At 62.9% G+C, this 26026-nt stretch carries 27 protein-coding genes and 2 pseudogenes; 4 read left to right on the top strand and 25 right to left on the bottom strand.

The window, feature by feature from the left end:
- Nucleotides 1-105: 105 nt before the first annotated feature.
- Complete coding sequence (locus LNV07_RS10050; protein ID WP_263571028.1) at nucleotides 106-1224, top strand: PEP-CTERM sorting domain-containing protein; 1119 nt, start codon at nucleotides 106-108, stop codon at nucleotides 1222-1224.
- On the opposite strand, the gene LNV07_RS10045 is transcribed toward LNV07_RS10050, so the two are convergent.
- The 4 genes from LNV07_RS10045 to LNV07_RS10030 are packed head-to-tail and all read right to left on the bottom strand — an operon-like array spanning nucleotide 1221 to nucleotide 4635.
- On the bottom strand, nucleotides 1221-2756 hold the full coding sequence (locus tag LNV07_RS10045; protein ID WP_263571027.1) for a M48 family metalloprotease: 1536 nt from the start codon (nucleotides 2754-2756) through the stop codon (nucleotides 1221-1223). The genes LNV07_RS10050 and LNV07_RS10045 overlap by 4 nt on opposite strands.
- Nucleotides 2753-3403 carry a UPF0149 family protein gene (locus tag LNV07_RS10040; protein WP_263571026.1) on the bottom strand — a complete coding sequence of 217 codons (651 nt, stop codon included), beginning with the start codon at nucleotides 3401-3403 and terminating at the stop codon, nucleotides 2753-2755. Before LNV07_RS10040 ends, LNV07_RS10045 begins: the two co-directional genes overlap by 4 nt.
- A gap of 25 nt (nucleotides 3404-3428) precedes the next feature.
- Nucleotides 3429-3656, bottom strand: coding sequence for a hypothetical protein (locus LNV07_RS10035; protein WP_263571025.1), 228 nt, complete (start codon nucleotides 3654-3656; stop codon nucleotides 3429-3431).
- Between the two features lie 58 nt (nucleotides 3657-3714).
- Nucleotides 3715-4635 (bottom strand): DUF808 domain-containing protein, encoded by a 921-nt coding sequence (locus tag LNV07_RS10030; protein WP_263571024.1) that lies wholly within the window; start codon nucleotides 4633-4635, stop codon nucleotides 3715-3717.
- Nucleotides 4636-4726: 91 nt separating this feature from the next.
- Between LNV07_RS10030 and LNV07_RS10025 the strand changes: the two genes are divergently transcribed.
- Nucleotides 4727-5227 carry a thioredoxin family protein gene (locus tag LNV07_RS10025; RefSeq protein WP_263571023.1) on the top strand — a complete coding sequence of 167 codons (501 nt, stop codon included), beginning with the start codon at nucleotides 4727-4729 and terminating at the stop codon, nucleotides 5225-5227.
- 95 nt (nucleotides 5228-5322) lie between these two features.
- On the top strand, nucleotides 5323-6240 hold the full coding sequence (locus LNV07_RS10020; protein ID WP_263571022.1) for a transposase: 918 nt from the start codon (nucleotides 5323-5325) through the stop codon (nucleotides 6238-6240).
- Nucleotides 6241-6267: 27 nt separating this feature from the next.
- On the opposite strand, the gene LNV07_RS10015 is transcribed toward LNV07_RS10020, so the two are convergent.
- The 10 genes and pseudogenes from LNV07_RS10015 to glmU all read right to left on the bottom strand — a co-directional run bounded on the left by LNV07_RS10015 (nucleotide 6268) and on the right by glmU (nucleotide 12929).
- Complete coding sequence (locus LNV07_RS10015) at nucleotides 6268-7155, bottom strand: LysR substrate-binding domain-containing protein (RefSeq protein ID WP_263571021.1); 888 nt, start codon at nucleotides 7153-7155, stop codon at nucleotides 6268-6270.
- Between the two features lie 277 nt (nucleotides 7156-7432).
- Entirely contained in the window at nucleotides 7433-7759 is a 327-nt protein-coding gene (locus LNV07_RS10010; RefSeq protein ID WP_263571020.1) for an isochorismatase family protein, read from the bottom strand.
- Between the two features lie 26 nt (nucleotides 7760-7785).
- Nucleotides 7786-8148 (bottom strand): DUF1801 domain-containing protein, encoded by a 363-nt coding sequence (locus LNV07_RS10005; protein WP_263571019.1) that lies wholly within the window; start codon nucleotides 8146-8148, stop codon nucleotides 7786-7788.
- 36 nt (nucleotides 8149-8184) lie between these two features.
- A complete protein-coding gene (locus LNV07_RS10000) occupies nucleotides 8185-8742 on the bottom strand; it encodes a GNAT family N-acetyltransferase (protein ID WP_263571018.1) in 558 nt (185 codons plus the stop codon).
- 23 nt (nucleotides 8743-8765) lie between these two features.
- A complete protein-coding gene (locus tag LNV07_RS09995; RefSeq protein WP_263571017.1) occupies nucleotides 8766-9287 on the bottom strand; it encodes a class IV adenylate cyclase in 522 nt (173 codons plus the stop codon).
- A gap of 150 nt (nucleotides 9288-9437) precedes the next feature.
- The gene (locus LNV07_RS09990; RefSeq protein ID WP_263571016.1) at nucleotides 9438-9848 is read right to left on the bottom strand and encodes a GFA family protein; all 411 of its coding nucleotides are present in this window, start codon (nucleotides 9846-9848) and stop codon (nucleotides 9438-9440) included.
- Nucleotides 9845-10003: pseudogene (locus tag LNV07_RS09985) on the bottom strand (DinB family protein); the annotation flags it as partial. The gene LNV07_RS09990 and the pseudogene LNV07_RS09985, both read right to left, overlap by 4 nt.
- 315 nt (nucleotides 10004-10318) lie before the next feature.
- Nucleotides 10319-10855: an SRPBCC family protein gene (locus tag LNV07_RS09980; RefSeq protein WP_263571015.1), complete on the bottom strand. Its 537-nt coding sequence runs from the start codon at nucleotides 10853-10855 to the stop codon at nucleotides 10319-10321.
- Between the two features lie 116 nt (nucleotides 10856-10971).
- The gene (locus LNV07_RS09975; RefSeq protein ID WP_263571014.1) at nucleotides 10972-11415 is read right to left on the bottom strand and encodes a hypothetical protein; all 444 of its coding nucleotides are present in this window, start codon (nucleotides 11413-11415) and stop codon (nucleotides 10972-10974) included.
- Between the two features lie 128 nt (nucleotides 11416-11543).
- Nucleotides 11544-12929, bottom strand: a complete 1386-nt coding sequence (glmU, locus tag LNV07_RS09970; protein ID WP_263571013.1) for a bifunctional UDP-N-acetylglucosamine diphosphorylase/glucosamine-1-phosphate N-acetyltransferase GlmU — start codon at nucleotides 12927-12929, stop codon at nucleotides 11544-11546.
- A 113-nt stretch (nucleotides 12930-13042) separates the two neighbouring features.
- Between glmU and LNV07_RS09965 the strand changes: the two genes are divergently transcribed.
- Complete coding sequence (locus tag LNV07_RS09965; RefSeq protein WP_263571012.1) at nucleotides 13043-13921, top strand: Kdo hydroxylase family protein; 879 nt, start codon at nucleotides 13043-13045, stop codon at nucleotides 13919-13921.
- A 7-nt stretch (nucleotides 13922-13928) separates the two neighbouring features.
- On the opposite strand, the gene LNV07_RS09960 is transcribed toward LNV07_RS09965, so the two are convergent.
- The 11 genes and pseudogenes from LNV07_RS09960 to LNV07_RS09910 all read right to left on the bottom strand — a co-directional run bounded on the left by LNV07_RS09960 (nucleotide 13929) and on the right by LNV07_RS09910 (nucleotide 25949).
- Nucleotides 13929-15464 carry a Do family serine endopeptidase gene (locus LNV07_RS09960; RefSeq protein WP_263571011.1) on the bottom strand — a complete coding sequence of 512 codons (1536 nt, stop codon included), beginning with the start codon at nucleotides 15462-15464 and terminating at the stop codon, nucleotides 13929-13931.
- Nucleotides 15465-15549: 85 nt separating this feature from the next.
- Complete coding sequence (locus LNV07_RS09955; RefSeq protein WP_263571010.1) at nucleotides 15550-16851, bottom strand: ATP-binding protein; 1302 nt, start codon at nucleotides 16849-16851, stop codon at nucleotides 15550-15552.
- Nucleotides 16848-17567, bottom strand: a complete 720-nt coding sequence (locus LNV07_RS09950; RefSeq protein WP_263571009.1) for a response regulator — start codon at nucleotides 17565-17567, stop codon at nucleotides 16848-16850. Before LNV07_RS09950 ends, LNV07_RS09955 begins: the two co-directional genes overlap by 4 nt.
- Nucleotides 17568-18485, bottom strand: coding sequence for a tRNA 2-thiocytidine(32) synthetase TtcA (gene ttcA / locus LNV07_RS09945; protein WP_397545556.1), 918 nt, complete (start codon nucleotides 18483-18485; stop codon nucleotides 17568-17570).
- Between the two features lie 16 nt (nucleotides 18486-18501).
- Nucleotides 18502-18870: a dihydroneopterin aldolase gene (locus tag LNV07_RS09940; RefSeq protein ID WP_263571267.1), complete on the bottom strand. Its 369-nt coding sequence runs from the start codon at nucleotides 18868-18870 to the stop codon at nucleotides 18502-18504.
- Between the two features lie 87 nt (nucleotides 18871-18957).
- Nucleotides 18958-19842: pseudogene (locus LNV07_RS09935) on the bottom strand (NAD(P)/FAD-dependent oxidoreductase); the annotation flags it as partial.
- 84 nt (nucleotides 19843-19926) lie between these two features.
- Nucleotides 19927-20553 (bottom strand): protein-methionine-sulfoxide reductase heme-binding subunit MsrQ, encoded by a 627-nt coding sequence (locus tag LNV07_RS09930; protein ID WP_263571008.1) that lies wholly within the window; start codon nucleotides 20551-20553, stop codon nucleotides 19927-19929.
- A 1-nt stretch (nucleotide 20554) separates the two neighbouring features.
- On the bottom strand, nucleotides 20555-21535 hold the full coding sequence (gene msrP, locus LNV07_RS09925) for a protein-methionine-sulfoxide reductase catalytic subunit MsrP (RefSeq protein ID WP_263571007.1): 981 nt from the start codon (nucleotides 21533-21535) through the stop codon (nucleotides 20555-20557).
- 85 nt (nucleotides 21536-21620) lie between these two features.
- A complete protein-coding gene (locus LNV07_RS09920) occupies nucleotides 21621-22412 on the bottom strand; it encodes a substrate-binding periplasmic protein (protein ID WP_263571006.1) in 792 nt (263 codons plus the stop codon).
- A 7-nt stretch (nucleotides 22413-22419) separates the two neighbouring features.
- Nucleotides 22420-23799, bottom strand: coding sequence for a c-type cytochrome biogenesis protein CcsB (gene ccsB, locus LNV07_RS09915; RefSeq protein WP_263571005.1), 1380 nt, complete (start codon nucleotides 23797-23799; stop codon nucleotides 22420-22422).
- Complete coding sequence (locus LNV07_RS09910) at nucleotides 23796-25949, bottom strand: cytochrome c biogenesis protein ResB (RefSeq protein WP_263571004.1); 2154 nt, start codon at nucleotides 25947-25949, stop codon at nucleotides 23796-23798. The genes ccsB and LNV07_RS09910 overlap by 4 nt, the downstream gene beginning before the upstream one ends.
- Nucleotides 25950-26026 lie beyond the last annotated feature (77 nt).

Here is a 26026-nt window from a genome sequence, read left to right as displayed (position 1 = left end):
AGCAACGAAGATCCAGCTTGGCCGAACAGCGGACCTTGCGGTCGGCTCTATTCCAGCCCGCAAACCGTTTGCGCCTTGTGATGCAATCTTCAGGGGAATGTAAACATGAGAAGTACACAATTTTCTATGAGCGCCGGTTTGGCGATCTTGGCGCTAACGGCCATACCGGACGCGCAGGCGCTGAGCTATCAACTGACCGAGTTACCTACCTTGGGGCAAGCCGGCGCGGCCCATGCCAGCAGCCAGGCATTTGGCATCAATGCTGCCGGGCAGGTGGTCGGCGTCAGCAATACCGGCGGGCCCACGCCGCATGAATTTGGTTTCGTCTGGGCGGCCGGCAGCATGACGGCCTTGCCCTCCTTGGATGTCAATGGCGTCTATGGCAGCATTGCTTATGGCATCAATGCCGCCGGTACCGTCGTTGGATCGGGTTACACCACCGGGGCCATTTCCTACCATGGCATTCAATGGCAAGGAGGAACTCCGACCGATCTGGGTTCGGGCAATAGCTTCAGCATGGCGATCGCCATCAACGCCAGCGGCATGGTGGCTGGGCAGAGCGCCAATCAGGCCGTCCGGTGGGTGGGTGGCGCGATGAGCGCTTTGCCTGGCCTGGGCGGCAGCAATAGCGGCGCTTGGGGCCTCAACGATGTGGGGCAGTTGGTCGGCGATGCCGCCTTGGCCGGAGATGCGACCTCACACGCCACAATTTGGAACAACGGTGTGGTCAGCGACCTGGGTACCCTGGCCGGTGGCAGTTACAGCTCGGCCTGGGGCATCAATGCCAAGGGTGATGTGATCGGTTATGGCGACAAAAACAATGACCCGAACTATGCCTATGGCCTGCTGTGGCGCAACGGGCAAGTGATTGATCTTGGTACCTTGGGCGGCGACGGCAGCGAGGCGCGCGGCATCAACGGAGGCGGAGACGTCGTCGGTGGCGCTTGGATCACTGGTAATGCGGCCGAGCATGCGAGCTTGTGGAATGGCAACGCCTGGCTGGATTTGAATACATTGGTCAGCGGGGGCTTGGGCAATTTTTCGTATCTGGAAGTGGCCACCGCCCTGAATGATGCTGGGCAAATTGTGGGTTATGGCAAGACGCTTGATGGCGACACTCGGGCCTTCCTGCTGACCCCTGTGCCCGAACCCGAGACCTGGATTTTGATGATCGCGGGGCTGGGTGTGTTGCTGGGCGCAAGAGCCAGGGCCATGTCCCTTTAGCCCTGCGTCACGACCTTGACCTTCTGACCCGGTTTGGGATCGCTGTCCAAAGCACCATTCAGCAAGCGCAGTTGCGCCTCGGCGCGCTCGCCCAAGGGTGAAGTCTTGGCCAATTGCGCGAAGCCTCCGGCCGGCATGGTGGCCGTGCGCAGTTGCCAGGGCTTGGCGGCCGCGCGGTCCGCCGCCGTCATGGGGCGAAAGCTGGCTTCGGCTTCTTGCATTCGACGCGAGGCGCGCGCCATTGCATTGGCATCGCGGGCGCGGTAAATCAGCATGTAGTTGGCTTTGTTCGGCCCGCTGATGAGGGTGAATTCAATCGGCAACCGTTGCCCTTGGGCGTTACGTTGGACGGCATTGATGTGGCTTGCCGGCAGGCCGCCCAGCGACAGCTTGTCGACTTGCACCTGCTCCGCCTGCGGCAAGATTTGGTGCAGGATTTGCTCATGGCTACCGCTGAACTTGGGCGGTACGGGGCGCAGCACCAAGCCGGCATCCTGCTCCGGGTTGCTCAGCATCAAAGCCTCGGCGCCATTCTGAATCTTCCAGCCGGCCGGCGCCGTCAGCGCAAAGCCCAGACCCGTGTGATAGAAATTGCGGCCACGGCTGAGGCCTTGCTCGGCACTCTCGCCATAGCTGATGCCCTCAATGGCGGCGAGGTAGCGTGCGCGGCCATCGTCCTGATAATTTTTGCCATCAGCGGCGGCATATTGCAAGGCGGTTTGGCTGATCTGGCCGAGGCGCTGATCATTGCTGGGATGTGAGGCCAGCCAACTGCTGCCGCTGGGCGCGGGCCGGCCTTCGAGGCGGGCCTGTTCGGCGGCAAAGCGTTCCTGATTCTTCAGCACATGGATCACGTCGACCATGTTCTTGGGGTCGTAATGGCTGCGCGACAGATATTCGGCGCCGAGGCCATCGGCCTGCAGCTCTTGCTCCCGCCCATAAGAGGCGACATAGCCGGCCGCTGCGGTCTGTGAGGCCTGACCCAGCAGCTGACCGGCGCCGCCCAAACCCTGCGATTCCAGCACCGCGCCGAGCACGCTGGCGGCCAGCACGCCAATGCCGGCGCTTTGTTGGCGGGTGGCGCGTTGCGCACCGTGGCGGGCCGTGACATGGCCGATCTCATGCCCGATCACGCCGGCCAGATCGGCTTCGCTCTCCATATAGGCCATGATGCCGCGCGTCACATAGACATAGCCGCCCGGCAACGCAAAGGCATTGACCTCGGGGCTGTCGAGCAAGGTGAAATGCCATTCCAGGTGGCTGCGGTGCGAGGCCTTGGCCAGGCGCTGGCCGATCTCGTTGACATAGGCCTGCAGCTTGGGGTCGGCCAGCGGCGTGTACTCCTGCAACACCTGCGCATGGGCCTTGCGGCCCTCGGCAATCTCGCTGGCCTCGTCCATCACCGTGCGTTCGGTCTTGCCGGTGACCGGGTTGACCGAGGTCGTGCCGCAAGCGGCCAGGGCGGCCAAGGCGATCAGCAGTGCGCTTGCTACCGCCCGACGAAGCATGGCCTTAGGCAAGGCGCTGCTCAATGCTTGTTGCGCGCGGCCCAGAGCTGCAGCACATTGTCGAGCACCGCGCGGCTGATCGCATCGCGCTCCTTGGGGTCGGCCAGGCGCGCGCGTTCTTCGTCATTGAGCTGACTTTCGTCGCCGCCCAGAAAGGCGATCGGCGCCAGCAGCGGGCCGGTTACGGGGCCGTCAAACAGCGGCTCCCAGGCCTCGGGCGCCAAATCCACCGCGGTCAAGAAGCCGATCGCCCATTCCTCGGCATCGGTCAGGTCGGGCTCGCCCTCGACATCGCTTTCGGCGACGCTGAAAATCGGTTCCCACAACTCCGGCTTGGCCGCCCATTGCCAAGCGATGGAGCGCAGATGGCGCAGCACCAGCAGGGTCACGCGCTTGCGTTGCTTGCCGCTGGCGAAGGGGTAGTTTTCGGGTTTGGTCGAGGCTTCGAGGTCATCACCGTCGCCGCCCCAGGCCAGCGGCAGCCAGTCGGCGCCGGGCAGGTCGGCCAAGGGGATGGGGCTCAACAGCAGCGCCGACAGATAGCCGTCCAGCGCTTCGATATTCATCGCCGCCTCGCTGGGCAGCTTGGTCAGCATGTCATCCAGCGTCGACAACTCCTCATCGGAGAGTGGCAGGTTGTCGGATTGGGGATCGTATTGGGGATATTCCATCGCGTGATTGTCGCAGGCCGTTGCCTTAGAAGCGGCTGCGCGCTTTCTTGCCGTCGAATTCAGCCAGTTGCGCCTTCAACAAGGCCATCAGCACGCGCGCATTCTTCTCGGTCATTGCAATGATGGTGCTAGGCTCAATGCCCTCGACTTCGGCCTTGGGCGAGACCAAGGCATCGACCTTGAACAGCACCTGACCATGGATATTGTTCGAAGCAGCCTTGAACTTCTGGACTTCAATTTGGTAGATCTTCATGCCGGCATCGTACTCTGGACTGTCATATTTGCGCCAGTGCAAACATGTTCGAGGGTGTTCAGACCTGACCCTTGGCAAGCCGCCAGAGTCGCTGACCCAAGGTGAAAACGGCAACCGCGATGGCGCCGGCAGCCAGACCCACCAGTCCGTCCACGGCCAAGCCCGCGAGTGCCGAAGCCGGCCCCATCTGAGCCGCCAGCGCCGGCGCCAAGCCATGCAGTTGCGGCAGGCCATGATTGAGAATGCCGCCGCCAACCAAGAACATCGCGATCGTGCCGACCACGGTCAGGGTCCGCATCAGGCCCGGCGCCATGCTGACCATCCCGAGGCCGAGGGCGCGCACCATGGCCTTCTTGCTGCGGCTCAGGAAGAGGCCGACATCGTCCAGCTTGACGATGGCCGCGACCAGGCCATAAACGCCAATCGTCATCAACACCGCGATGCCGCTCAAGACCATCAGTTGCTTGGCGAAAGTGGCGGCGGCGACGGTGCCCAGGGTGATCGCGATAATCTCGGCCGAAAGCACAAAATCGGTACGAATGGCGCCCTTGATCTTGTCGCGTTCGAAGGCCAGCAGGTCTTGCTCCGAGGCCATTGCCGCGCTCCGCAGCGCTTGCTGTTCGTCGGCATCTTCGGCGGCGCTGTGCAGAAGCTTGTGGGCGATCTTTTCGAAGCCTTCAAAGCACAGATAAGTGCCACCGACCATCAGCAAGGGCGTTACGGCCCAGGGCGCCCAAGCGCTGATGGCCAGTGCGCCGGGCACCAGAATCGCCTTGTTGCGGGCCGAGCCCTTGGCAACGGCCCAGACTACCGGCAACTCCCTCTCGGCGGCCACGCCACTGACCTGTTGCGCGTTCAGGGCCAGGTCATCTCCGAGCACGCCGGTGGTTTGCTTGGCGGCAGCCTTGCTGAGCAGGGCCACGTCGTCCAGCAAGGTGGCGATATCGTCGATCAGTGCAAACAGGCTGGAGGCCGCCATGGGGTTCTTTCAAAAGTGGGCAGTGGAAGTGCGGCTTTGTACCGCATCTTGCGTGGCACACTCGGCTTTCGCTCAAATTTCACTGACTGCCATGAAGAACATTGCCACTGCTGTTTTGCTTGTCTCCTTGTTCAGCGGTTTGCCCGTGCAGGCTCAGGGTCAGCCTGCTGCTCCTGCAAGCGCCGCGAGCGCGCCCAAGCAGATCTACAGCGAGACGGCCGATGCGCGTGCCGAGTTGAATCAGGCGCTGGCCAGGGCGCAAGCTCAGCAGAAAAATGTGCTGGTCGTGTTTGGTGCCAACTGGTGTGGTGATTGCGTGGCACTCGACAAGAAGATGAGTGCGGGTTCCTTGGCCGAGCATGTCGGCAAGCGCTTGGTGGTGCTGAAGGTCAATGTCGGACGCTTCGATCGCAACACCGATTTGGCGGCGCAGATCGGTGTGTCCTTGAAGAAAGGAATCCCTGCGGTGGCGGTGTTGAAGCGCGACGGTGAGGTCTTGCGCGCGACCAGCGGCGGCGAGTTGGCGGATGCCCGCAATATGGGCGATGAGGCGGTGCTGGCGGTGCTTGAGGGGCTGCATGCGAGGCAATGAGTCGCTTTGCATGACCTGACCCCCGAAGCAATTTCCCTGCTGGGGGCACTGGGGTCAGGACTTGCCTTTTTGCCTCTCGTCAACTATGTTTGAGCATGGCACGTCCTCCCCGCATTGAATTCCCCGGCGCCGTGTACCACGTCAGTTCCTGGTCCGAAGCCGGCAATCCGGCCTTTGCTGATGAAGCAGACCGTGAGGTTTTTCTGGGCCTACTGGCTAAGACCATGCAGCGTTTTGATGCCCAAGTGCTGGCCTATTGCCTGCTGCCGGATCACTACCATCTGGTGCTCTATACCCGCCAAGCCAATCTCTCGCGTTTGATGCGCCATCTGGGCGGTGTCTATACGCAATATCACAACCGCCATCAGCGCAGCGACGGCGCTTTATTTCACGGCCGCTTCAAAGCGATTCTGCTTGACCGGGACGCCCATCTGCTGGATGTCTGCCGTTATGTGGAGTTGAATCCCTTGCGATTGGGCTTGGTTGCAAGGGCGGAGCAGTGGGCTTGGTCCAGCTTTCGGGTGCATGCCGGTCTTGACGCAGCGCCGGCTTGGCTTGATGCTGTTGGGTTGTGGAGTTATGTGATTGGACGCGAAGCGCGCAGCGCTGCGGAGCAAGGGCGGGCTGCCGAGCGCTATGCAAAGTTGGTCGCCAAAGAGCCGACCCTGCAGCTATGGCCGGGGCGTTTGCGGCGGCAGATATTCTTGGGCGACGAGGCCTTCGCCGAAGCAATGCTGGAGCGCTCCAGACTCCCGCTTCAAGACGCTGCGCCCGCAGCAAAAGGCCTTCAGCGCCGTGAAATCAAGTCTGCCCAGCAGCAGTTTCTTGCGGGCTTTGACTTGCAGGATTGTCTGGATAGCAGTGAGTCGCGAGAGCAGGCGCTTTACAAGGCTCACACCGAAGCCGGCCAAACGATGAGTTCATTGGCGGCCCAGTTGGGGCTCTCGGTGTCGCGCATCAGCCGCTTGATCGCCGGCCATGAGAAGAGTCTGCTGGGTCGAGCCAAGGGTTGATGCCATTTGCTCCGAGGCGCTTGCAGCCTACTCTGCCTGAGTCTTCAGCCATTGACCGAGTTGCTGCAAAGCGCGGTTTGAATGGCTGGCTCGGCGGGTGCACAACATATAGCCCACCGTGAAAGCCACCTTGTCTTCGAACGGTATGACGATGCGACCGGAGTTGAGTTCATCGTCAATCAAGCAGCGCTGCACGACGGCCACACCCAAGCCGGCCATCACCGCTTGAACCAACATGGAAACCTGCTCGAAATCGGCGCTTGGCTTGAACTCTTGTTCGCCTAAATCAGCGGCGTCCAGCCAGATGCGCCAATTGTGTTGATAGTTGGTATTGCAGAGCAGCGGGCGGCTCAACAAGTCGACCGGCTGAGTCAGCGCATTGCGGCCGCGCAGGTCCTTGGGATGGCAGATCGCGACGATTTCGCGCCCGACGATGTACTCGGCGTCGATGCCATTCGGGAAGCCCCCACCGCTGGGCCGCAACCAGGCGTCAATATCGGCATTGCTGAAGTCTTCCTCGTGTTGAGAAGGTGCCAGGGACAGCGATATCTGCGGGTGCAAGGCCTGCCAATCGGCCAACTTGGGAATCAACCATTTGGCGGCCAAGGTCGGCGGAACCGACACCCTCAGCCGCGTTGGCTCGTCGGGCGAGCGCTGCGCGATGGCGGCGGATTCCAGTGTTTGCAAGGCGGGGCCGATCAAGCCCAGGTAGTCGCGGCCGCGCGTCGTCAATTCGATGCCGCGAGCCCGGCGCACAAAAAAGGTGTGGCCCAACTGCGCTTCGAGGTGGGCAATGGCCCGGCTGATGGCTCCTTGCGTGACGCACAGCTCCTCGGCCGCTTTGGAGAAGCTGCCTAGTCGGGCCGCAGCCGCGAAAGCATGCAACTCATGCAGGGAAGGGGAACGGATACGCATCGCGCTATTTTCCCTGATCGCCGGGCGCAGCGGCCTGCCTCCGCCCCGGCCTCCGGGCGATCTATCCCCGTTGCCTGTGGATAAGTCCGTGGGCAAGCCGCTGGCAGCGGCTATAAGTCATTGATATGACTGGTATTGCATCGGTCTGCTGCTTTTTGGGGCAACTGGCCAGGGCCGTTTCGCCTGCATGATGGCGCGTAAGAAAGCCTTGGATTTGGCCCCGGCATTGGTGCGGGGCGCAGTTGGGCTTCAGTCAGTCAGTCAATCAAACCCAAACTCAGCAGCGTTCATTGGCGTGACCCTCGGCCCGAAGCTGGTGATGATGGCCAGCGAGGCGGGTCGAAATCTGCGCCGCGCTCAGGACGACGTTGTCTAGGGCACCGTCTTTGCGACGAGGATATTCGTCTGTGCCATCTGCAGCCGCTCGTCCAAGCGCTCCGCCTTCCAGCGACGCATCTTGAATCAAGATCACCGGCGCGCCGGCCGCGCGCGCCTTGGCGCTGACTGGGTTGATGCGTTCGATCAGGCCTCGGCTGTCGACGTCCGCGTACTCGGCAAAACACAAAGCATTCTGGACATCAATGATGAGCAGGGCTGTGCGCATAGCAGTGGGGAGTTAGGAGTTACGAGTTAGGAGTTGGTTTGTGCCGCCTGCAAAGCGAGCGGCAGGTATTGCGCCAGCTGCTTGTTCTCGATGTCGGCCAGGCAGGCGAGTTTGAGATGGCGGCGGCCTTTGCCGGCCCCTTCGAGGTGACCGAATTCGTCGCTGATGCGGGCACCTTGAGCAAATTCGACGCTGACATGGGCTTTGTAGGCAAATACGCCGCAGAAGGGCCGGCCGGAAGAAAACAAGATGCCGCCATACTTGAGCTCTTCTGCAAAGGGCTTGAACTGCTCGCGCACCAAGGCGCGGACCGCCGAAGCGATCTGGTACTGCTCTTCGCCGAGCAGACGAACGTCTTCAAGCCAGGTTTGAATCGATTTCGTCGCCATAGGGAGGGCCTCAGGTGTTTGACGGTGCCGGGATTGTCAGCTGAGTTTTGAGATTATGCTCGCCAGGGGCGGCAGATCCTCCGGAATGGCCGAGTAGACCCAGTAATCGGTCGGCACACCGCGGACCAGCCTGAGCTTGCGGGCGAGGCCTTCACGTTGGAAGCCGCAGCGCTGCAGTACCTGTTGAGAACGCAGATTGCTCAAGACGGTGGTGGCTTGAATTCTGTGCCAACCCCTTGTTTCAAAGCCCCAGCGTGTGGCGGCCCGGCAGGCAGCTTGGGCAATGCCTTTTCCCCATTGGCTGGGCGTGACGTCATAGGTGATCTCTGCCGTGCCGAACGCCGAGGAGATGCTGTGAAAGCCCACCGTCGCCACGATGGTTTTCTCCCCAAGTGGAAGCATGACAAAGCGGATTGGTGTGTTGGGCTCACCGGCAAGGCAGCGCTGAATCTCGGCCTTGACGTCGTCCACGTTCGAGGCGGTCGAGCTCGTGTGTTGCTTGACCTCGGGCAGACAGGCATAGCTCGCCCAGGCGGCGGCATCTTCTAGCCGGGCGGGGCGAACTACAAACCCGGGTATCAATAGCGTTTGCATCGGCAGAGGCTGGGTGCAGCGGGTTAGAGGCCGGACTTTATGGCCAGCAAGTCGAGATAAGCGCCCTCGACCAACTGGGTTGCTTGGATGCCCAGCGCCGCCATGATGCGGTGGGCCTCGCGCACCCCGTCTTCGGCTGACTCTTGCTCATCGAGCACGACTTCAAGTTCCATGAAGTCGCCCAAGCCTTCGACCCGGTCGAGGTGAATTCGGGTCCGCCCCACCATCAGCAAGCTGCGCTGCTTCTTCACGCGCCCAGCGCTGCCGTAGGCGAGCGTCAGTGTTTTTCTCAGAGCCTCGGGCGCATGAACGGGTGCGATTTCATAGAAAGACTCCTTGGGTCCCTGCGTATCGGCGCGACGATAGAAAACAAGTTGGGCCGTGCCGTCAACAAAGGCCCTGAGCTTCAAGCGACCGAGCGCGCAGTTGAAGAAGGTGTCGTCCTGCAAGATATCTACGGGCGCGCCATCCGCTATCGTCGATGCCAGCTGGCGCAAGGCGTCAATGCTGGCGATGCGGGCTTTGATTTCAATGTTGCGAGCCATTTTTTGGATGCTATTTTCTTTGGAAGAATTGCACGAGATTTTGGATCTTGCTGCCCGCATCGCCACGCATGGAGTTGGGGGATTGTAGTCAAAGCCTGCTTGAATACTAACGTCTACGCAGGACGGATTGGCGGCTTGAACGGCGCGGCTTCAGCGCCCAGGCTCATGGCCGTCATAGCGGGGGAGCTCGGCGTCCAGCTCTTCCCACGAGGCCTTTGAGGATACAAAATTATGCGAGATGGGGCGCTCGCTGATGTCAGAGTCGAGGATGCCCAGGCGCAGCCTGAGCCGGTCGGGGTCAGCGGCGTTCGAGCTGAACAGAGGGGATGCGCAGACGCCGCAAAAATGCCGGCTGCGCCCGGCAGTGACCTCATAGCCGCGAATGCTTTGTTCACCCCGCGTAATCCGCAGGCCAGCCGAGCGAATGTAGCCGTTGGTGGCGAAGGCTGTGCCGCTGGACTTGCGGCATTTGGAGCAGTGGCAATGAATGATGGCTTCAATGCCGCCTTGAATCTCCAATGCCACCGCGCCGCATAAACAAGTTGCGAGGTAGCTATTCATGGCGCAAACACGACACGCGAGGCCTCGATTTTCCCGAGCAACCATTGCAGCCCCGCCAAGTGCGGCTGATCGTGGCTGCAGAGGTAATGCACCAGGCTGCGCAAGCTCAGCGGTCCATAAGCTTCAAACATGGCGGTGCGATCGAGTTGCTGCGGGAGGGCCTGCAGCGCGGCGAGGGTGACGGGATTCATCGGGTGTTTCGGGTGAGGGTGGGATCATGAAGGGCGCGGCCGTAGGCGTCTGTACGCTGGGCGCTCAATGACGCCGGCCAGCAACGTGAAACTGCCATGATTGACCGCATGACGGCGCTGAAGCACGCGACAGTTTCGTGCCGCAAGGCGGCGGTTTGCAGGATATTCTCGCCGAACAAGCGTTGGCCTTCTACAGACACCCAGGGTATGTCAGCCGAGGGCCATGCGCCGAGGGGAAGCCCAGCCTGCAACAAGACGCTGGGCTTGTGCGGCGCGGCCCTAAGGCGCTTTCTCGGCGACCGATTTCAAATTGGCCAGGCCTGACTCGAAGTCTTTGCCCACCATGCCATCGGCAAACAAGGCCATCCAGTGGAACAAGGGGTTCTTGCCCATGTCGCCATTCATCAGCCAGGTGACTTGCGTGGCGCCATTGGCCTGCGGCTCAAAGCGGAACTCGCCGCTGGAGGTGGTGCCGAAATCGGGGAAGTAGAGATCGTAGGCGACGCGCTTCGGCGGCTCTGCGGCGGTGAAACTCATCTTGCCGTCGCCCTCACTGACGCTTTTCCAGGCCCAGACCGCGCCGGCCCCGGTGGCCGGGCCGCTGTACTCGATCACCATGGCCGGGTCGCGGCGGTTCCAAACACTCCATTGCCGCCATTCTTTGGGCGCGGCCACCAGGGGATAGATCTTGTCAGGGCTGGCGGCAATCTGCACGCTGCGTGAGACGCTGAATGTGGACGGTAGCAGCCAGCCGCCGATCAGCAGCATGGCCAGGAGCGAGAGCAGGCCAAGGCCGAGAAATTTGAGGATCTTCATGGGCAGCTCCCGTTGAACTGCCGGTTAGCATGCGGCGAAGTTGCGGATTCTGCAATCCTCGCCAACCCGCTGGCCGCCTGAGCGCAAAAAACCTGAGCGCCTGAGCGGCCAAGCGCTCAATGCGTCAGCGTCTGCGTGGGCGCGGCCAAGTCGGCGTCGACCCAAGCTTCCTGGCTGGCTTCGCGGGCGGCAGCGAGTTGCTGGCAGAGCTCAAACACGCCGAGTTTGTCGGCGCCCACTTGCTCAGGCATCGGCGCATTGCCAATCTCGGCGGGCAGATCCGCCAAGGCGCCGAGCAATTCGAACAGGAGTTCCAGCGTCGGTTCACCGCCGGCTTCCATCTGCCTTGCCAGACCGAGGCTGCGACACAGATACCAGCAGGCGCTGGCCGCGTCATCACACTGCGCATGGTATTGGGCTTGCGTCTCCAGCGCAGCGCTGCGAGCGGCTTGCTCCTGGCGCGTTTGTGCTTCGTCCAAGCTCGGCCAAGTGCTGTCGATCAAAATGCTGTCGTCCTGCTGGAGTTGCGGGATCGGGAGACGAGTGGAATGTCGCGCCATGATGTGCTTTCACTGCTATCGGCCCAATACTAGGCGGTGGCCGCTTGCAGCGCTTCCCTCAAGTCGGGGGAGTCGCGCAGTGAAGACTACCGTCTGCGTGCAATTATCACGCAGACGGTCGGCAATAGTCACCGTTTCTTGACGGGTCTTGTCCATCCCGCGATGGCGACCTGTTTGCCGCGCGCAACACTCAGCTCACCCGCGCCGACGTTCTTGCTGATGGTCGAGCCGCCGCCAATGGTCGCGCCCGCACCAATCGCCACCGGCGCGATCAACACGCAGTTGGAGCCAATATGCACGTCGGCGCCGATTTCGGTGCGGTGTTTGTTGGCGCCGTCATAGTTGGCGGTGATGGAGCCGGCGCCATAGTTGACCCGCTCGCCGATGGTCGCATCGCCGAGATAGGCGAGGTGATTGGCCTTGGCGCCCTTGGCCAAGGTCGAGTTCTTGACCTCGACGAAGTTGCCGATATGGACCTCATCGCCCAAATCGGCGCCGGGGCGCAGCCGCGCGAATGGCCCGACCAAGGCGCCCGCGCCGACCTTGACGCCGACGGACTCGCCGTCGATATGGGTGAATTCATGGATGCGCGCGCCGGCGCCAATGTTGGCATTGCGGATCACGCAGTTGGCGCCGATACGCACGTTGTCGCCCAGGCTGACCTGGCCTTCGAAGACGCAGTTGACGTCGATCTCGACATCCTGACCGCAGCTCAAAACGCCGCGCAGATCGAAGCGCGCCGGGTCGGCCAGGCGCACGCCGGCCTCCAGCAAGTCGGTCGCCTGTTCAAGCTGGAAGCGCCGCTCCAGGTCGGCCAGTTGGACCGGGCTGTTGACGCCCAAGACTTCGGTCTCGTTCGGCGCGGCAATGCCGAGCACCGGTACGCCTTCGGCGACCGCCATCGCGACGATGTCGGTCAGGTAGTACTCGCCCTGCACATTGTTGTTGTTCAACTGGCTGACCCAGCGCTTCAGCGCCGCCGTCGGCGCGGCCATCATGCCGGTGTAGCCTTCCTTGATGGCACGTTGTTCGGGGCTGGCGTCTTTGTGCTCGACGATGGCGAGCACATTGCCGTCTGCCGTGCCACCTTGGCGCACGATGCGGCCGTAGCCGCTTGGGTCGCTCAGGTGGATGGTCAGCAGCACCAGCGCCTTGCCGTCGCAGGCCTCGACCAGGCGGCGCGCGGTGGCCTGTTTGATCAAGGGCACATCGCCGTTCAGGATCAGCGTTGTGCCTTCGCCTTCGATCGCCGGCACGGCTTGCTGAATCGCGTGGCCGGTGCCGAGTTGCGGCATCTGGCGCACGAACTGAACGCCGGGCCCGGCGACGGCCGCCTCGACCGCTTCGGCGCCGTGGCCGGTGATCACCACATTGCGCGCGCCGCCCAGACCTTGGGTCATGTTCAGCACATGTTGCAGCAATGAACGCCCGGCCAGTTTGTGCAGCACCTTGGGCAGCGCGGACTTCATGCGGGTGCCTTTGCCCGCAGCCATGATGACAATATTCAGCGACATAAGTGGTGTTTGAACGGTCTGAGAAGGCGCAATTATGGCGGGCGCGCGTGGCGCTCAAATGACGCCGACCCAGTTAACATTCCAAGCATGACCGATCGAGCAGCCCCGAATCCATGAGCAACGTCACGAGCATCCACGAATTCCCTGACGGCACTTGGGCCGATGACGGCCCAACGCGTGGCATTGAGGCGTTGATCGAGGCCGGTGAGGTGCTGCAGTTCCCGCATCTGCCCTTCGTGCTGAACGAGGCCGAAAAGCAGTTTCTCGACCCGCGCTGGGCGGACGCCAAGGCCAAGAACATCTCGGTGCGTTGGCCCGCCAATGAATTGCGCGGCGCGGTCGGCAGCGCTGCCGAGATGGCCGCCTTGCAGGCGATGATCGGCCGCTATGCCGAGCAAAGCGAGGCCTTGGCCCTGCGCCTGTTTCCGCATTACCGGGGGCATTTGCGGCGCGGCAACAGTTCGTTCCGGCCGGTCAATGTGGCCGGGCGCGAGACCAGTTGGCGCAAGGACGACACGCGTTTGCATGTCGATGCCTTCCCGTCCAACCCGATGCAGGGCACGCGCTTGCTGCGGGTTTTTTGCAATATCAACCCGGACGGCCTACCGCGCCAGTGGCGTGTCGGCGAGCCCTTCGAGGCCCATGCCAAGCGCTATCTGCCGCAGATCGGGCGGCCGCTGCCGGGCTCGGCCTGGTTGCTGGAGAAGCTGCATATCACCAAGCGCCGGCGCACCGAATCCGACTATCTGATGCTCAAGTTGCACGACCATGCCAAGGCTGACGCCGAGTTTCAGCGCAGCAGTCCGCAAGCCCGCGTCGACTTTGCGCCCGGCACGACCTGGGTGGTGTTCAGTGACCAGGTCCTGCATGCCGCGATGGGCGGGCAGTACATGATGGAGCAAACCTTTTATCTCGACGCGGCGCACCAACTGCGCTCCGAGACCTCACCGCGCGGCACGCTGGAGCGGCTGCTGGGGCGAGAACTCAGGTAGCCTTGCTTCAGCCCAGTTTCACCGGCACAAAGATCTTGCTGTCGCCGCGCTGAATCAACAGCGCGACCATATTGCCTGATTTGGCCAAGACTTCGCGCACCTGTGCTGTCGATTGCGCCGGGCGGCCGTTGATGGCCAAGAGCACATCACCGGCGTTGATGCCGGCGCGGGCGGCCGGACCTTCCGTTTCCTCGATCAACATGCCGGCCGCGCCTGTGCCCAAGCCGAGCGCGCGCGATTCTTCCTTGTTCAAGGGCCGCAGCGCCAAGCCGAGGCGGCCTTGCGGGGCGGCGGCTGTGCTGGCCAATTTGGCTTCGGCCTCGGCGCCGCCCAAGACGATGTTCAGCGTCTGCGGCGCATGGTCGCGCCAGATTTTCAGCTTGACCTTGTCACCGGGCGCCGACAAACCAATCAGGCTGGACAAAGCGCCCGAGCGCACGACCGGTTCGCCGTCCACCTCGGTGACCACATCACCAGGCTTGAGCCCCGCCTTGGCGGCCGCGCTGTTCGGGCTGATCTGGGCGATCAAGGCGCCGTCGGGCCGCGCCATGCCGAAAGAGTCGGCCAGTGACTGGGTCAGGTCCTGCACGGCAACCCCGAGCCGCGCATGTTGGGCACTGCCGGTGGCGACGATTTGGTCCTTGACCTTCAAGGCCACATTGATCGGGATCGCAAAGCTCAGGCCTTGATAGCCGCCGGATTGCGAGTAGATCTGCGAGTTGATGCCGATGACGCCGCCCGAACCGTCAAAAAGCGGGCCGCCGGAATTGCCGGGGTTGACGGCCGCGTCGGTTTGGATGAAAGGCACAACCGCGTCATTGGGCAATGAGCGGCCCTTGGCGCTGACGATGCCTTGCGTGGCGGTCTGCTCCAGGCCAAACGGCGCGCCGATCGCCAACACCGGGTCACCGACTTCCAACTGGCGCGGGTCGCCCAGGCGCACGGTTGGCAGATCCTTGGCCTGGATGCGCAAGACGGCAATATCGGTGGCCTTGTCGAGGCCCAGGACCTTGGCCGAGAACTCGCGGCGGTCGCTGAGCTTGATTGTTACTTCCTTGGCATCATTGACCACATGGGCATTGGTCAGGATCAGGCCGTCGCTGCTGATGATGAAGCCCGAACCTTGCCCTCGGAAGGGTTGGCCACCTTGCTCGTGGCCACGCTGGCCGGGCTGACCGCGGAAAAACTGCGAGAAGGGCGACCGCGGGTCACTGAAGGCTTCGGGCATGCCTTGCTCCTCGCGGCTGGCACGGCGCATGCCTTCGACGGTTACGCCGACCACGGCCGGCCCGGCCTGTTTGACGATGGCACGGAAGTTGGGCACACCGCCGGCGGCCAGATAGGGGACGGGGCCGGTCTGCGCAGCTTGCGACGGTGTCGAGGTTTCGTTGGCAATTGCGCCGCTGTTTGCTTGGGCGCTGACCGTCGTTTGAGGTTGTGCAGGGGCAGGGTTCAGCCATTGCGGCGAGATCAGTGCAGTGGCCGCGCTGCCTGCGGCCAGACCCGCAGCCAGCAAGGCTGCATTCAGAGGTTTGATGGTCATGGCGTGTTCCTGTCGTCAAAGCCGCGGAAGATTCCGCATGACTTGAACGATAGGCCTTGGCCATTAGGGCTTGATTAGGCGAGAGTTAGGCGAAAGTTAGGCTGACGCGCAGGCCGCCCAAAGGCGAGTCAAGCAGCTTGAGTTGCGCGCCATGCTGTTCGGCCAGATTGCGTGCGATGGCCAGGCCCAGGCCCGATCCGGTTTCGGCGCCGGGGTTGCGGCGGTAAAAACGATCGAACACACGCTCGCGCTCATTGGCTGGAATGCCCGGCCCATCATCATCGACCCACAGCGTCGGCCGGCCCGCGATCTCACTGACACTCAATTCGACCTGACCGCCGGCCTTGCCGTGGCGCAAGGCGTTGTCGAGCAAATTGCGCACCAGCATCGCCAGCGCTGTCGGTTCCGCCTGTACTTGCACGGGCATGTCGGCGTGCAAGCTCAGCTCGGTGCCGCGCGCCAGAGCGAGCGGGTGGCAGTCGGCCATCACGCCGCGCACCAACTCGCTCAAGTCCAGTGTCTGCAAGGCCAGCGCTGGCCCACCCGGCTCGGCCCGCGCCAGCGCCAGTAACTGTTCAACCAAGCGGGCGGCACGTTCGATGCCGGCCGTCAGCGCGGCCATGGCGGCGGCGCGGTCGGCCTCGCTGGGCGCGCGTTGCAGCAACTGTGCCTGCAGCTTCAGGGCGGTCAGCGGCGAGCGCAGCTCATGCGCGGCGTCGGCCACAAAAGCACGCTGCTGATCCAGCGAGCTACCCAGCCGCTGCAGCAAGGCATTCAGCGCCTTGACCAAGGGTGCGACTTCATCGGGCAGCCCTGCTGTGGGCAGCGCCGCGAGTGCCTGCGCGTCACGCTGGCTGACCTCGGCCGCCACCGCACGCAGCGGCGCCACGGTCAAGGCGCTCAGCCACCAGCCCAGCAAGGCCAGCAAAGGCGCCAGCCAGAGCAAGGGCAGCACGCTGCGCAGGGCGGCCGCAGCCGCGAGCTTTTGGCGAATCTGCACCGGCTGCGCGACCTGGATCACCCGCCCCGGCGTGGCCACGCTATAAGTGCGCCAGCGCTGGCCCGCCACATTGATTTCGGCCAGACCCAGCAAGGCCCGCGCCGGCAGATTGGCATGTTCACGCGAGGCATAGATGCTGCGACCATCTGCGGTCCAGATTTGCACCACGAAGTCGAGCTGCTCATCGCTCAAGGTGTGCGCTTGGCTGGGTGCAATCTCGCCTTGATCGCGCAGGGCCAAGGCCATCTGGCGCAGTTGGTAGTCGAACATGGCCTCGGTCTCGGCCAACACACTGCGGTAGCTGCTGGCCCCCATCACCAGCGCGGCGGCCGCCAGCAGCGCCAACAAGCTCAGCAGCAAGCGGGCGCGCATCGAGTTCAGACTCATGGGCCCTCGCTACTGCCGCCGGGCTGCCCGACGTAATAACCGACGCCGCGCACGTTCTGAATAAAGTCGGCACCGAGCTTGCGGCGCAGTTGGTGGATATAGACCGTCACCGCATTGCTCTCGATTTCTTCGCCCCAGCCGTAGAGCCTGTCTTCCAGTTGGGCGCGTGAGAGCAGGGCGCCGGGCCGTTGCATCAAAGCTTCCAGCAAGGCGAGCTCGCGCGCCGACAGCAGCACTGGCTGGGCGGCCAGCGTGACCTGGCGGGTCGCGGGGTCGAGCGTCACGGCGCCGCAACTCAGCAGCGGTTGAGTCCGGCCGCTGTGCCGGCGCAGCACTGCGCGGATGCGCGCATTGAGTTCGTCCAGCTCGAAGGGTTTGACCAGATAGTCATCGGCGCCGCTGTCCAGGCCCAGCACCCGCTCGCCCGGCCCGTCGCGCGCGGTCAGCACGATCACCGGCGTGTTGTCCTGGCGGGTGCGCAGCGCTTTGAGCACATCCAAGCCGCTGGCAGCCGAGTTGCCGCTGCCTGCTTGGCTTTGCGGCCCGCCTTCGGGCAGGCCCAGGTCCAGCAGCACCAGGTCGAAGCGCTCACTCGCCAGCGTGGCGTGGGCGGCGCTGATGTCGCGCACCCAGTCGACCGCGTAGCCCTCTTGGCGCAGCGCCAAGCGCAGGCTCTCGCCAATCATTGCGTCGTCTTCGACCAGCAGCAGGCGCATTCAGCGTGGGCGCAGCGTGATGACCGAGCTGGGGGCTTGTGGCGCGCAGCTCTCGTCTTCGTCAAACGCGATGTCGCCATCGGCATCCGGCACGCCGGTGGCCTTGATGGTCTGGAAGGGGAACAACTCGCGGTCCATCATGTGCGAAGGCACGACCTTGCTCATCGCCGTGAACATGTTTTCGACCCGGCCCGGGTACTTCGTTTCCCACTCGTTGATCATCGCCTTGACCTGCACACGCTGCAGGTTCTCCTGGCTACCGCATAGATTGCACGGGATGATGGGGAACTCTCGGTGTTCGGCCCAACGAACCAGATCGGGCTCGGCCACATAGGCGAGCGGGCGGATCACCACATGGCGGCCGGTGTCGCTGACCAGCTTCGGGGGCATGCCCTTCATGCGTGCGCCGAAGAACATATTCAAGAGCAAGGTGACGACGATGTCGTCGCGGTGGTGGCCGAGCGCGATCTTGGTCGCGCCTAACTCTTCGGCCACGCGGTACAGATTGCCACGGCGCAGGCGCGAACACAGGCTGCAGGTGGTCTTGCCTTCGGGCACCAGGCGCTTGACGATCGAGTAGGTATCCTGCTCCTCGATGTGAAAGGGCACGCCGCGGCCCTTCAGGTATTCGGGCAGGATGTGCTCGGGGAAGCCGGGCTGCTTCTGGTCCAGATTGACGGCGATGATCTCGAAATTGATCGGCGCGCGTTGCTGCATATTGATGAGGATGTCCAGCATCGAATAACTGTCTTTGCCGCCGGACAGGCAGACCATGACCTTGTCGCCCTCTTCGATCATGTTGTAGTCGACGATGGCCTGCCCGACCTGGCGATGCAGGCGCTTGGACAGCTTCCTGAGTTCGACCGACAGCTTGACGTCTTCGGGGGTCTCGGCGGGAGCCAGGGCTTCGATATTGATTGCGTTCACTTTATGTTCACCATTGGCCGCATTCGGCACTGATTGCGACTTGGCAGTCGGGAAAAATTTCTAACTTCGTCACCTTGATGCGCACACCGGCCACGCCGGGCAGCTTCATCAAGCGCGTGCAGAGCTTGCCCAGCAGGGCCTCCAGCAGGTCGGTATGTTCGGCCGTGCATTCATCGATGATGATGGCGCGCACGCGCCGGTAGTCCAGCACATGGCCGATGTCGGCATCGCGCGAGACCACCATCTGCGCGCCCAGGTTGACCTCGGCATCGACCTGTATCGGCTGCGGTCCTTCGCGCTCGAAGTCCAGCACGCCCAGGTTGGCGCCAAAGCGCAGGCCGCTGATGTGGATGATCTGGCGGTTGTTGCGGCGCAGCGCCGGTGAGGGTTGGCCCTCGCCCAGCGGGCGCAAGAATGCTTCCACCGCTTTGGCCGCGACGACGCCGTCGCCCAAGGCGGTTTGCACGCTGGGGTGTTGGCGGCCGCTGGTGTCGCCCGCCACAAACAGGCCCAGCGGCGCAAATCGCGGCTCATCACGGAAGGGATGCGAGGGCGCGGTGACGCCGGCGCGTTGCAGCGCGTCGCCGACCAGCAACCAGGCGCTCGGTTCGGCCTCGAAACCCAGCAGCACCGCCACATGGTCGAAGCGCTCGGCGCCGAACTGTTGCGATTGCACGCTCACGCCTTGGTCGTCGGCGCTCAAGCGGCTGGGCATCGCGCTGCGAGGGCGCAGGCTCAGGCCGCTTGTTTGGGCCTGGAGTCGCTCGACCAGCCCTTGCTGGGCACGCCAGTCGCTGCGTGACCAGAGCGTGACCTGATGGCCGCGCGCTTGCAAGAACAAGGCGTTCTCGACCGCGTTGTCGCCACCGCCCAGCAGCAATATGCGGCCGGCCGGCAAATGCTCGCGGCAAGCGGTCAGGCTCAAGGCATCCATCAGCCGGGCATTCGGGGCAGCGCCAGTCGGGAAGAAAGCCTCCGGGCGCAGCGGCTTCTGCCCGGTGGCCAAAATCAGCGTGCGGGCGTTCAGCCCGCGGCCATCATCGAGTTGCAAGCGCCAGCCCTCGGCCGCGCTCCAGTCCAGATGATTGCTGCTGCGCCCGAGCAAGACCTGGATGGCGGCCAAACTCTCGATGTGGCGCGCGTATTGCTGGCCCAGGGTGGCGAGGTTTTGGCCCGGCGCACCCAAGACCCAATCCTGCCCGAACTGCAGCGTTTGCAAGGCGGCGCAAAGCTGGGGCTCGCGCTCGATCAGCACGACGCTCAGGCCCAGTTGATGCAACCAGGACGCAGCGCTGCAGCCGGCCGGCCCGCCACCAATGATGGCGACGTCAACTTTTGAGGACGGCATTGTGTTGGGCATGGGGCGTTGGCTTGGGTCCGGAAAACCGGCGATTATCCCAGCCCGCGCCAAAGCCGGTGCGGCGCGGGTTTTTCAGATCCGGCCGGCCAGCGCCGGCGCTCGCCGCCAAGCCTTCTGAATACGCCAGCCCAGCAGCAGCGCCAAGACGGTGCCGTAGATTGCCGGTTCGCCAAAGTTCTGCTTGCCGGCACGCATCCAGATGAAGTGCAGCATCGCAATCACCGCGATCGCGTAGACGGCCTTGTGCAGCATCTGCCAGCGCTTGGCACCGAGCGACTTGATCGCACGGTTGAAGGAAGTGGCGGCCAGCGGCAGCAACAAGGCCCAGGCGCTGAAGCCCATCAGGATGAAGGGCCGTTTGGCGATGTCTTTGGCGATGTCGACCGGCTCCAGGCCCATATCCAGCCAAGCGTAAGACAGCAGATGCAGCGAGGCATAGAAAAAAGTGAACAGGCCCAGCATGCGACGAAAACGCGCCAGCGCCGGCAGATTGAACTGCTGGCGCAGCGGTGTGATCGCGAGCGTCAGGCACAAGGCGCGCAGGCTCCAGTCGCCCAAGCGCCGAATCAAGGCCTCGGCCGGGTTGGCGCCGAGTTGGTTGTTCACGGCGGCCCAGACCAGATAGGCCAGCGGTAGGAGGCAAATCAGGAACAAGGCGGGCTTGGCGGCGGGATGCAGCCAGAGCGAGCGGCGCGCCATCTCAGAAATTCCGCTTCAGATCCATGCCGGCATACAGCGAGCTCACCTGCTCGGCATAGCCATTGAACATCAGCGTTGGTCGCTTCTTGGCGAACAAGCCGTCTTCGCCGATGCGGCGCTCGGTGGCCTGGCTCCAGCGCGGGTGATCGACCTGCGGGTTGACGTTGGAATAAAAACCATACTCCTGCTGCGCCGCTTTGGTCCAACTGCTGGTCGGCTGTTTTTCGACAAAGCGGATCTTGACGAGGGACTTGGCCGACTTGAAGCCGTATTTCCACGGCACGACCAGGCGCACCGGCGCGCCGTTCTGGTTCGGCAAGACCTCGCCATACATGCCGAAGGCCAGGAGCGTCAGCGGATGCATGGCTTCGTCGATACGCAGGCCTTCGACATAGGGCCAGTCGAGCGAGCCGCCGCGCAGGCCGGGCATTTGGGCCTTGTCGGCCAGCGTGGTGAATTCAATGAACTTGGCCTTGGAGTTCGGCTCGACCTTTTTGATCAGCTCGGCCAGCGAGTAGCCGACCCAAGGGATCACCATCGACCAACCCTCTACGCAGCGCAGTCGGTAGATGCGCTCTTCCATGGGGCTGAGCTTGAGCAGGCTGTCCAAATCGAAGACGCCGGGCTTGCCGACTTCGCCCTCGACGCTGACGGTCCAAGGCTTGGTCTTGAGCGTGCCGGCGGTGCGCGCCGGGTCGGCCTTGTCGGTGCCGAACTCGTAGTAATTGTTGTAGCTGCTGGCGTCCTGGTAGCTGGTCGGCTTTTCCAGGACCAAGCCGCCGGCCACCGCGCTGCGCGCGCCGGGCAGCTTGGCCAATTTGCCACCGCCGGGCGTTTGAGCCAGCGCTTCGCGGCCCGCCCAGGTCGCCAGTGCCGTGCCGGCCGCGCCGCTGGCCATCAGGCGCAGCCATTGGCGCCGATCTTCATAGGCGGCTTGAGGGGTGATTTCAGAGGCGGGAATGATCAGGTTTTTGCTGGACATGGAATAACCTTCTTGATGTTGTTGGCTGGCATTTGTTATCTGTCGCAGCAATCGCAAAAAACTTACGCGCTCGAAAGAAATCTTGTCAGCGGGCGGCCGGCGCGCTATTGGCCCAAGTCGGCGGGCATTGCACGGTTTGCAAGAGCCGTGCGTGTTCGCCGCTGTCTCGCAAGGCTTTCAAGCCCCGGTTGAAGTCGGCCAGCAAGCCGGCGCTGCGCGGCCGCTGAGGCGGCAGGATCAGGTGAGTGGTGAAGGCGTCGGTCAGCAAGCGCGGATGCGCGGCAAACTCGTCCGCTTCGGCGGTGGTGAAATTGCGCTTGAGCAGGTCGCAGGCGACATTGCGCTCCATCGGCATCGCATCAATACGTGCTAGCTTCATCTTGCGCAGGCCGATCAAATCGTTGGGCGTCTTGTCGCTGCGCAGCTCTTTGCTGCGTATCAAGGCCCAGAACTCGGGGGTATAGGTGTAGTCGGCGATATAGCCCAGCGTGTAGGGGCGCAGGTCGCTGAGCTGCGTCCACTGCAGCGGGGTGCTCTTGCGGTGCACGATCACCCATTGCTCGGTCAGGATGTTGTCGCTGAGCAAAAAATCGCGGCGCCGCTCGGCCGACGCGCCCCAATGCGCGGACGCGTCCCAGAGGCCGGCCTTGGTCTCCATCTGTGCGCGTGACCAGGGTTGAAAGTGAAATTCGACCTTGTGGCCGCCCAACTCGAAGGCGCGCCGCACGATGGCCAGCGCAATGCCTTGGTCGGGGCGCGATTCGGTCGCGTAGGGCGGCAGCTCTCCGGTGGCGATGCGTACCGGGTCGGCCCCGCTGGCCGATGCTGCCGCACTCAAGAACAAGAGTGAGCAGACGGTGCGCAGCAGGGTCGCCATGCTCGGCTTACAAGGTGCCGTAAGAGTGCAGGCCCGACAAAAACATATTGACGCCCAGGAAGGCAAAGGTCGTCACCACCAAGCCACTCAGTGCCCACCAGGCCGAGACCATGCCGCGCAGGCCCTTCATCAGGCGCATATGCAGCCAGGCCGCGTAATTGAGCCAGACGATCAGCGCCCAGGTTTCTTTCGGGTCCCAGCTCCAATAGCCTCCCCAGGCTTCGGCGGCCCAGAAGGCGCCGAGTATGGTGGCGATGGTGAAGAACGCAAAGCCCAGCGCAATCGCCTTGTACATCAGGTCCTCCAGCAAGGGCAGCGCGGGCAGGCGGGCGGTCAACTGCTTGCGCAGGCTCACGCACAGGCCGAAGAACAAGAGCAGGCCACCCATCTTGCGGGCCCAGCCATCAAGGCCTTGAATCGTCTCGGGCGACAGGTCGGCGGCAAAGAAGCGCGCCGCCAAGATCGCGGCGATCAAGCCGGCCGGCAGGCCGATCAGGCCTATCAACAACGCGCGCTGCGAAGCGGTTTTGAGCAGATAGGCCATTGCCACCATCGCGGCCAGGGCAAAGGTGCCGTAGCCGACGAAATTGGCGGGCACGTGAATCTTCATCCACCAGCTTTGCAAGGCGGGCACCAGCGGCTGGATTTCATGCGCCTCGCGCGCCACCGTGTACCAGAGCAGGAAGCTGACCGCCGCGCTGATCACCAGCATCACATAGGCGCCTAAAGCCCGGGTCTTGAAACGGGCTTCGTAATAGAGATAGAACAGCGCCGTCATCCAGCTGAACAGCACGAACACTTCGTACAGATTGCTGACCGGAATATGGCCGATGTCGGGGCCGATCTGGTGGCTTTCGAACCAGCGCACCATGGTGCCGACCAAGGCCATGAAGACGGCGCCCCAGGCCAGTTTGGAGCCTATGACTTCGGCCGCGCTGCTCTCACCGCTCTTGACGAAGAAGCCGCCCCAATAGAACAAGGTGCTCATGAAGAACAGCAGGCTCATCCACAAAATGGCACTCTGGCTGGACAGCATGTACTTGAGCCAGAAGACCTTGTCGGCCGCGGCCAAGTCGGCGCCAAAGGCATCGCTGTGCTGGCCATAGAGGTTGATGGCCAAGAGGCTGGCCGCGCCGGCCAAGACCACCAGCAGGCGTAACGGTCGCCAGAACCAGCCGAGCGCGATCAAGGATGGCATCGCGAAGGTCAGGATGCCCTTTTCGTAGCCGTCCATCGAGGCGCCATAGCGAGAGAAGGCGAACAGAACGCCGGCAATGATCAGCGCCGCGAACAGCCAGTCGAACACATCGCGGCCCTTGAAGAAGCCTTGTGCGCCGGGTGTTGTGAGCTTGATGCCGGGGGCGCCGCCGTGGGTCGCGCTATTCATACGCTGTCCTTCAAAATATCTTGCTTGAGCTGTGCAAATTCGGTCGCGGTATCGGGTGTTTCGCGGCTGCTGGACAAGGCCATGCGGATTCGCGTCGCCTCGCCTTGACCCGGCGCAGCTTCAAGCCACAGCCATAGCCTGCGTTCCTTGATGTAGAGCATAGCGAATACGCCGATGATCAGCAGGATGGCACCAAGATAGACCAGTTTTTGTCCGGGTGCACGGGTCACCTGAAAGACACTGGCCTGCACTTGCTTGAATTCATCCAATTGCAAGAGCACCGGCGCCGGGTAGAACATGCTGTCCGACAGCGCCAACACCGACTGGGTCATAAAGGTTTGCGTGGCGGCATCCGAAGCGGGCGCGTCCAAGCCGGCCTGTTGGCGACTCTGTTTGTAGAGCTCAAACAGACTGCCGTTCAGAATGCGCAATAGCACCTCTGACACGCGCTGTCGCTCGGCCTCGGGCACTTCACTCTCGATGAACTGTGACAAGGCTGGCAGGCCACCGGGCATCGCCGTCGAGCCTTCTGCCCCTGGCTTGACGCCTTCGGCCCCGGCAAACAAACCCAGTGCGCGGCGCGCGGTGGCCTGCAACTGGGGCGTCATCTGTGGCTTGTCGGCGGGTGTCGCCGCTTCGGCATAGCGTTTGGCGGCACGCTCGCGCTCGGCCGGGTCCAGCAAGGCCTGGCGCAGCTGCAGCCAGCCGTCCATGCTCATTTTCTCGTCGGCCGGAATGCGCAAATAGCGGAAGGCCTCGGAGGCCGATTCGCGCACGCCGGCCAGGAAGACGCGCTGCCCGTCCAATTCGACCGGCGCCATATAGTTGTTGAACTCGCGCGCCTGGCCGGATGCGTCGCGCAGCCGGTAGCTGAATGAGGGCCCGACATTGCGTAACTCTTTGTCCGTACGGGTCTTGGCGCCGCTGCCCATATGGCTTTGTAGCGAATTGACCAGATCAACTTTACGCACATCGGTGCCGCCGTTCGCTGAAGGGCTGCCGCCGAGGTTCTCGACGTTGATCACGCGCAGGCCGGCAAATTCCAGCTTCAGACTTTGTGCCTCGCTCTTCAGCTCGGTGCTGCCGCCGACCCGGCCTTCGATGATGAATGGCTTGTTGCTATTGCCGCCGCCGCCGGCGCCGGCCTTGCCCATCGGCTGGGCCAGCAACTTGAGGTCGGACCCGCCATCCTCGAAGCTGCTTTGATAGATGGCGATGCCGCGGTGAAAGGCCGGCTCGTTGACCTTGACCAAGGCCTGCGTGACGGCGCCGGTTTCGTGGTCGCGGATGCTGATTTCGCTGGCAAACAGCTTGGGCATGCCGGTGTCGTAGTACTCGACGATGAACTTCTGCAGCTCGACATCAAAGGGCAGGTCTTGCAATACCACGCCGTTGGGCATGCTCAAAATGGCGGTGGCGGCGCGGCCGCCTTCCGGCACCATCAGATTGCCGCGAAAGCTCGGATTGCTGGTGGGCAGACGGTGCTCGGGCTTGACCTCGCTGATCAAGCCGCCGCCCTGATAAATCGTCTTGTTCTGCGCCCACATCAGCGCGCGCACCAGCAAATCGCCGTCGAGCAGGCCGCCCAGGCAAATCAGCACGATCGAAGAATGGGCCGCCAAATAGCCAATCTTGTTGGTCGCACCCTTGCGAGCGGCGACCATCACGCCCCGTTCGCGTGCTTGCACACGGGTCTTCCAGCCATTGTTCGCCAAATAGGCGCTCACCTGACTCAAGGCCACCTCGGGTCCTATGGCGATATGTCCGAGCGCCTTGTGGTGAAAAGACTGCAAGGATTGCTCGCGCACATGCTCCTTGAAGTTCTTCAGGTCATGGATGATCTTGGGTGCATTGCGGGCAATGCACAGGCTGGTCGAGATCACCAAAAACGCCAGTATCAGCAAGAACCACCAGGCACCGTAGACGGTATAGAGGTCGAACTTGCCAAATACATCGGCCCAGAACGGGCCGAATTGATTCACATAGTTGCTCAGCGGCTCGCGCTGTTTGACCACTGTACCAATGGTGGATGCGATGCAAATTACCGTCAGCAGGGCGATCGCAAAGCGCATCGACGACAGCAAATCAAGCGCTTCACTGGCGACGCTATTGCGCGGTCGGGCCGGTGGGCTGCTGGGGGACTCACTCATGGGGCTAGTGTCGGAGGACATCGGGTACGGTGCAGGACGGCAAGAAAAAAGGCCGGTGAGTTTCACCGGCCTTTTGC

Source organism: Roseateles oligotrophus (assembly GCF_025717515.1).
GTDB classification, from domain to species: Bacteria; Pseudomonadota; Gammaproteobacteria; order Burkholderiales; family Burkholderiaceae_C; genus Paucibacter_A; species Paucibacter_A oligotrophus.
This window is presented reverse-complemented; position numbering and strand designations above follow the sequence as displayed.

Bases quoted from the DNA above. Each gene is read 5' to 3' on its own strand.
- LNV07_RS10050 (WP_263571028.1), top strand. From the start codon at position 106: ATGAGAAGTACACAATTTTCTATGAGCGCCGGTTTGGCGATCTTGGCG.
- LNV07_RS10040 (WP_263571026.1), bottom strand. From the start codon at position 3,403: ATGGAATATCCCCAATACGATCCCCAATCCGACAACCTGCCACTCTCC.
- LNV07_RS10035 (WP_263571025.1), bottom strand. From the start codon at position 3,656: ATGAAGATCTACCAAATTGAAGTCCAGAAGTTCAAGGCTGCTTCGAAC.
- LNV07_RS10030 (WP_263571024.1), bottom strand. From the start codon at position 4,635: ATGGCGGCCTCCAGCCTGTTTGCACTGATCGACGATATCGCCACCTTG.
- LNV07_RS10025 (WP_263571023.1), top strand. From the start codon at position 4,727: ATGAAGAACATTGCCACTGCTGTTTTGCTTGTCTCCTTGTTCAGCGGT.
- LNV07_RS10020 (WP_263571022.1), top strand. From the start codon at position 5,323: ATGGCACGTCCTCCCCGCATTGAATTCCCCGGCGCCGTGTACCACGTC.
- LNV07_RS10015 (WP_263571021.1), bottom strand. From the start codon at position 7,155: ATGCGTATCCGTTCCCCTTCCCTGCATGAGTTGCATGCTTTCGCGGCT.
- LNV07_RS10010 (WP_263571020.1), bottom strand. From the start codon at position 7,759: ATGCGCACAGCCCTGCTCATCATTGATGTCCAGAATGCTTTGTGTTTT.
- LNV07_RS10005 (WP_263571019.1), bottom strand. From the start codon at position 8,148: ATGGCGACGAAATCGATTCAAACCTGGCTTGAAGACGTTCGTCTGCTC.
- LNV07_RS10000 (WP_263571018.1), bottom strand. From the start codon at position 8,742: ATGCAAACGCTATTGATACCCGGGTTTGTAGTTCGCCCCGCCCGGCTA.
- LNV07_RS09995 (WP_263571017.1), bottom strand. From the start codon at position 9,287: ATGGCTCGCAACATTGAAATCAAAGCCCGCATCGCCAGCATTGACGCC.
- LNV07_RS09990 (WP_263571016.1), bottom strand. From the start codon at position 9,848: ATGAATAGCTACCTCGCAACTTGTTTATGCGGCGCGGTGGCATTGGAG.
- LNV07_RS09980 (WP_263571015.1), bottom strand. From the start codon at position 10,855: ATGAAGATCCTCAAATTTCTCGGCCTTGGCCTGCTCTCGCTCCTGGCC.
- LNV07_RS09975 (WP_263571014.1), bottom strand. From the start codon at position 11,415: ATGGCGCGACATTCCACTCGTCTCCCGATCCCGCAACTCCAGCAGGAC.
- glmU (WP_263571013.1), bottom strand. From the start codon at position 12,929: ATGTCGCTGAATATTGTCATCATGGCTGCGGGCAAAGGCACCCGCATG.
- LNV07_RS09965 (WP_263571012.1), top strand. From the start codon at position 13,043: ATGAGCAACGTCACGAGCATCCACGAATTCCCTGACGGCACTTGGGCC.
- LNV07_RS09960 (WP_263571011.1), bottom strand. From the start codon at position 15,464: ATGACCATCAAACCTCTGAATGCAGCCTTGCTGGCTGCGGGTCTGGCC.
- LNV07_RS09955 (WP_263571010.1), bottom strand. From the start codon at position 16,851: ATGAGTCTGAACTCGATGCGCGCCCGCTTGCTGCTGAGCTTGTTGGCG.
- LNV07_RS09950 (WP_263571009.1), bottom strand. From the start codon at position 17,567: ATGCGCCTGCTGCTGGTCGAAGACGACGCAATGATTGGCGAGAGCCTG.
- LNV07_RS09930 (WP_263571008.1), bottom strand. From the start codon at position 20,553: ATGGCGCGCCGCTCGCTCTGGCTGCATCCCGCCGCCAAGCCCGCCTTG.
- msrP (WP_263571007.1), bottom strand. From the start codon at position 21,535: ATGTCCAGCAAAAACCTGATCATTCCCGCCTCTGAAATCACCCCTCAA.
- LNV07_RS09920 (WP_263571006.1), bottom strand. From the start codon at position 22,412: ATGGCGACCCTGCTGCGCACCGTCTGCTCACTCTTGTTCTTGAGTGCG.
- ccsB (WP_263571005.1), bottom strand. From the start codon at position 23,799: ATGAATAGCGCGACCCACGGCGGCGCCCCCGGCATCAAGCTCACAACA.
- LNV07_RS09910 (WP_263571004.1), bottom strand. From the start codon at position 25,949: ATGAGTGAGTCCCCCAGCAGCCCACCGGCCCGACCGCGCAATAGCGTC.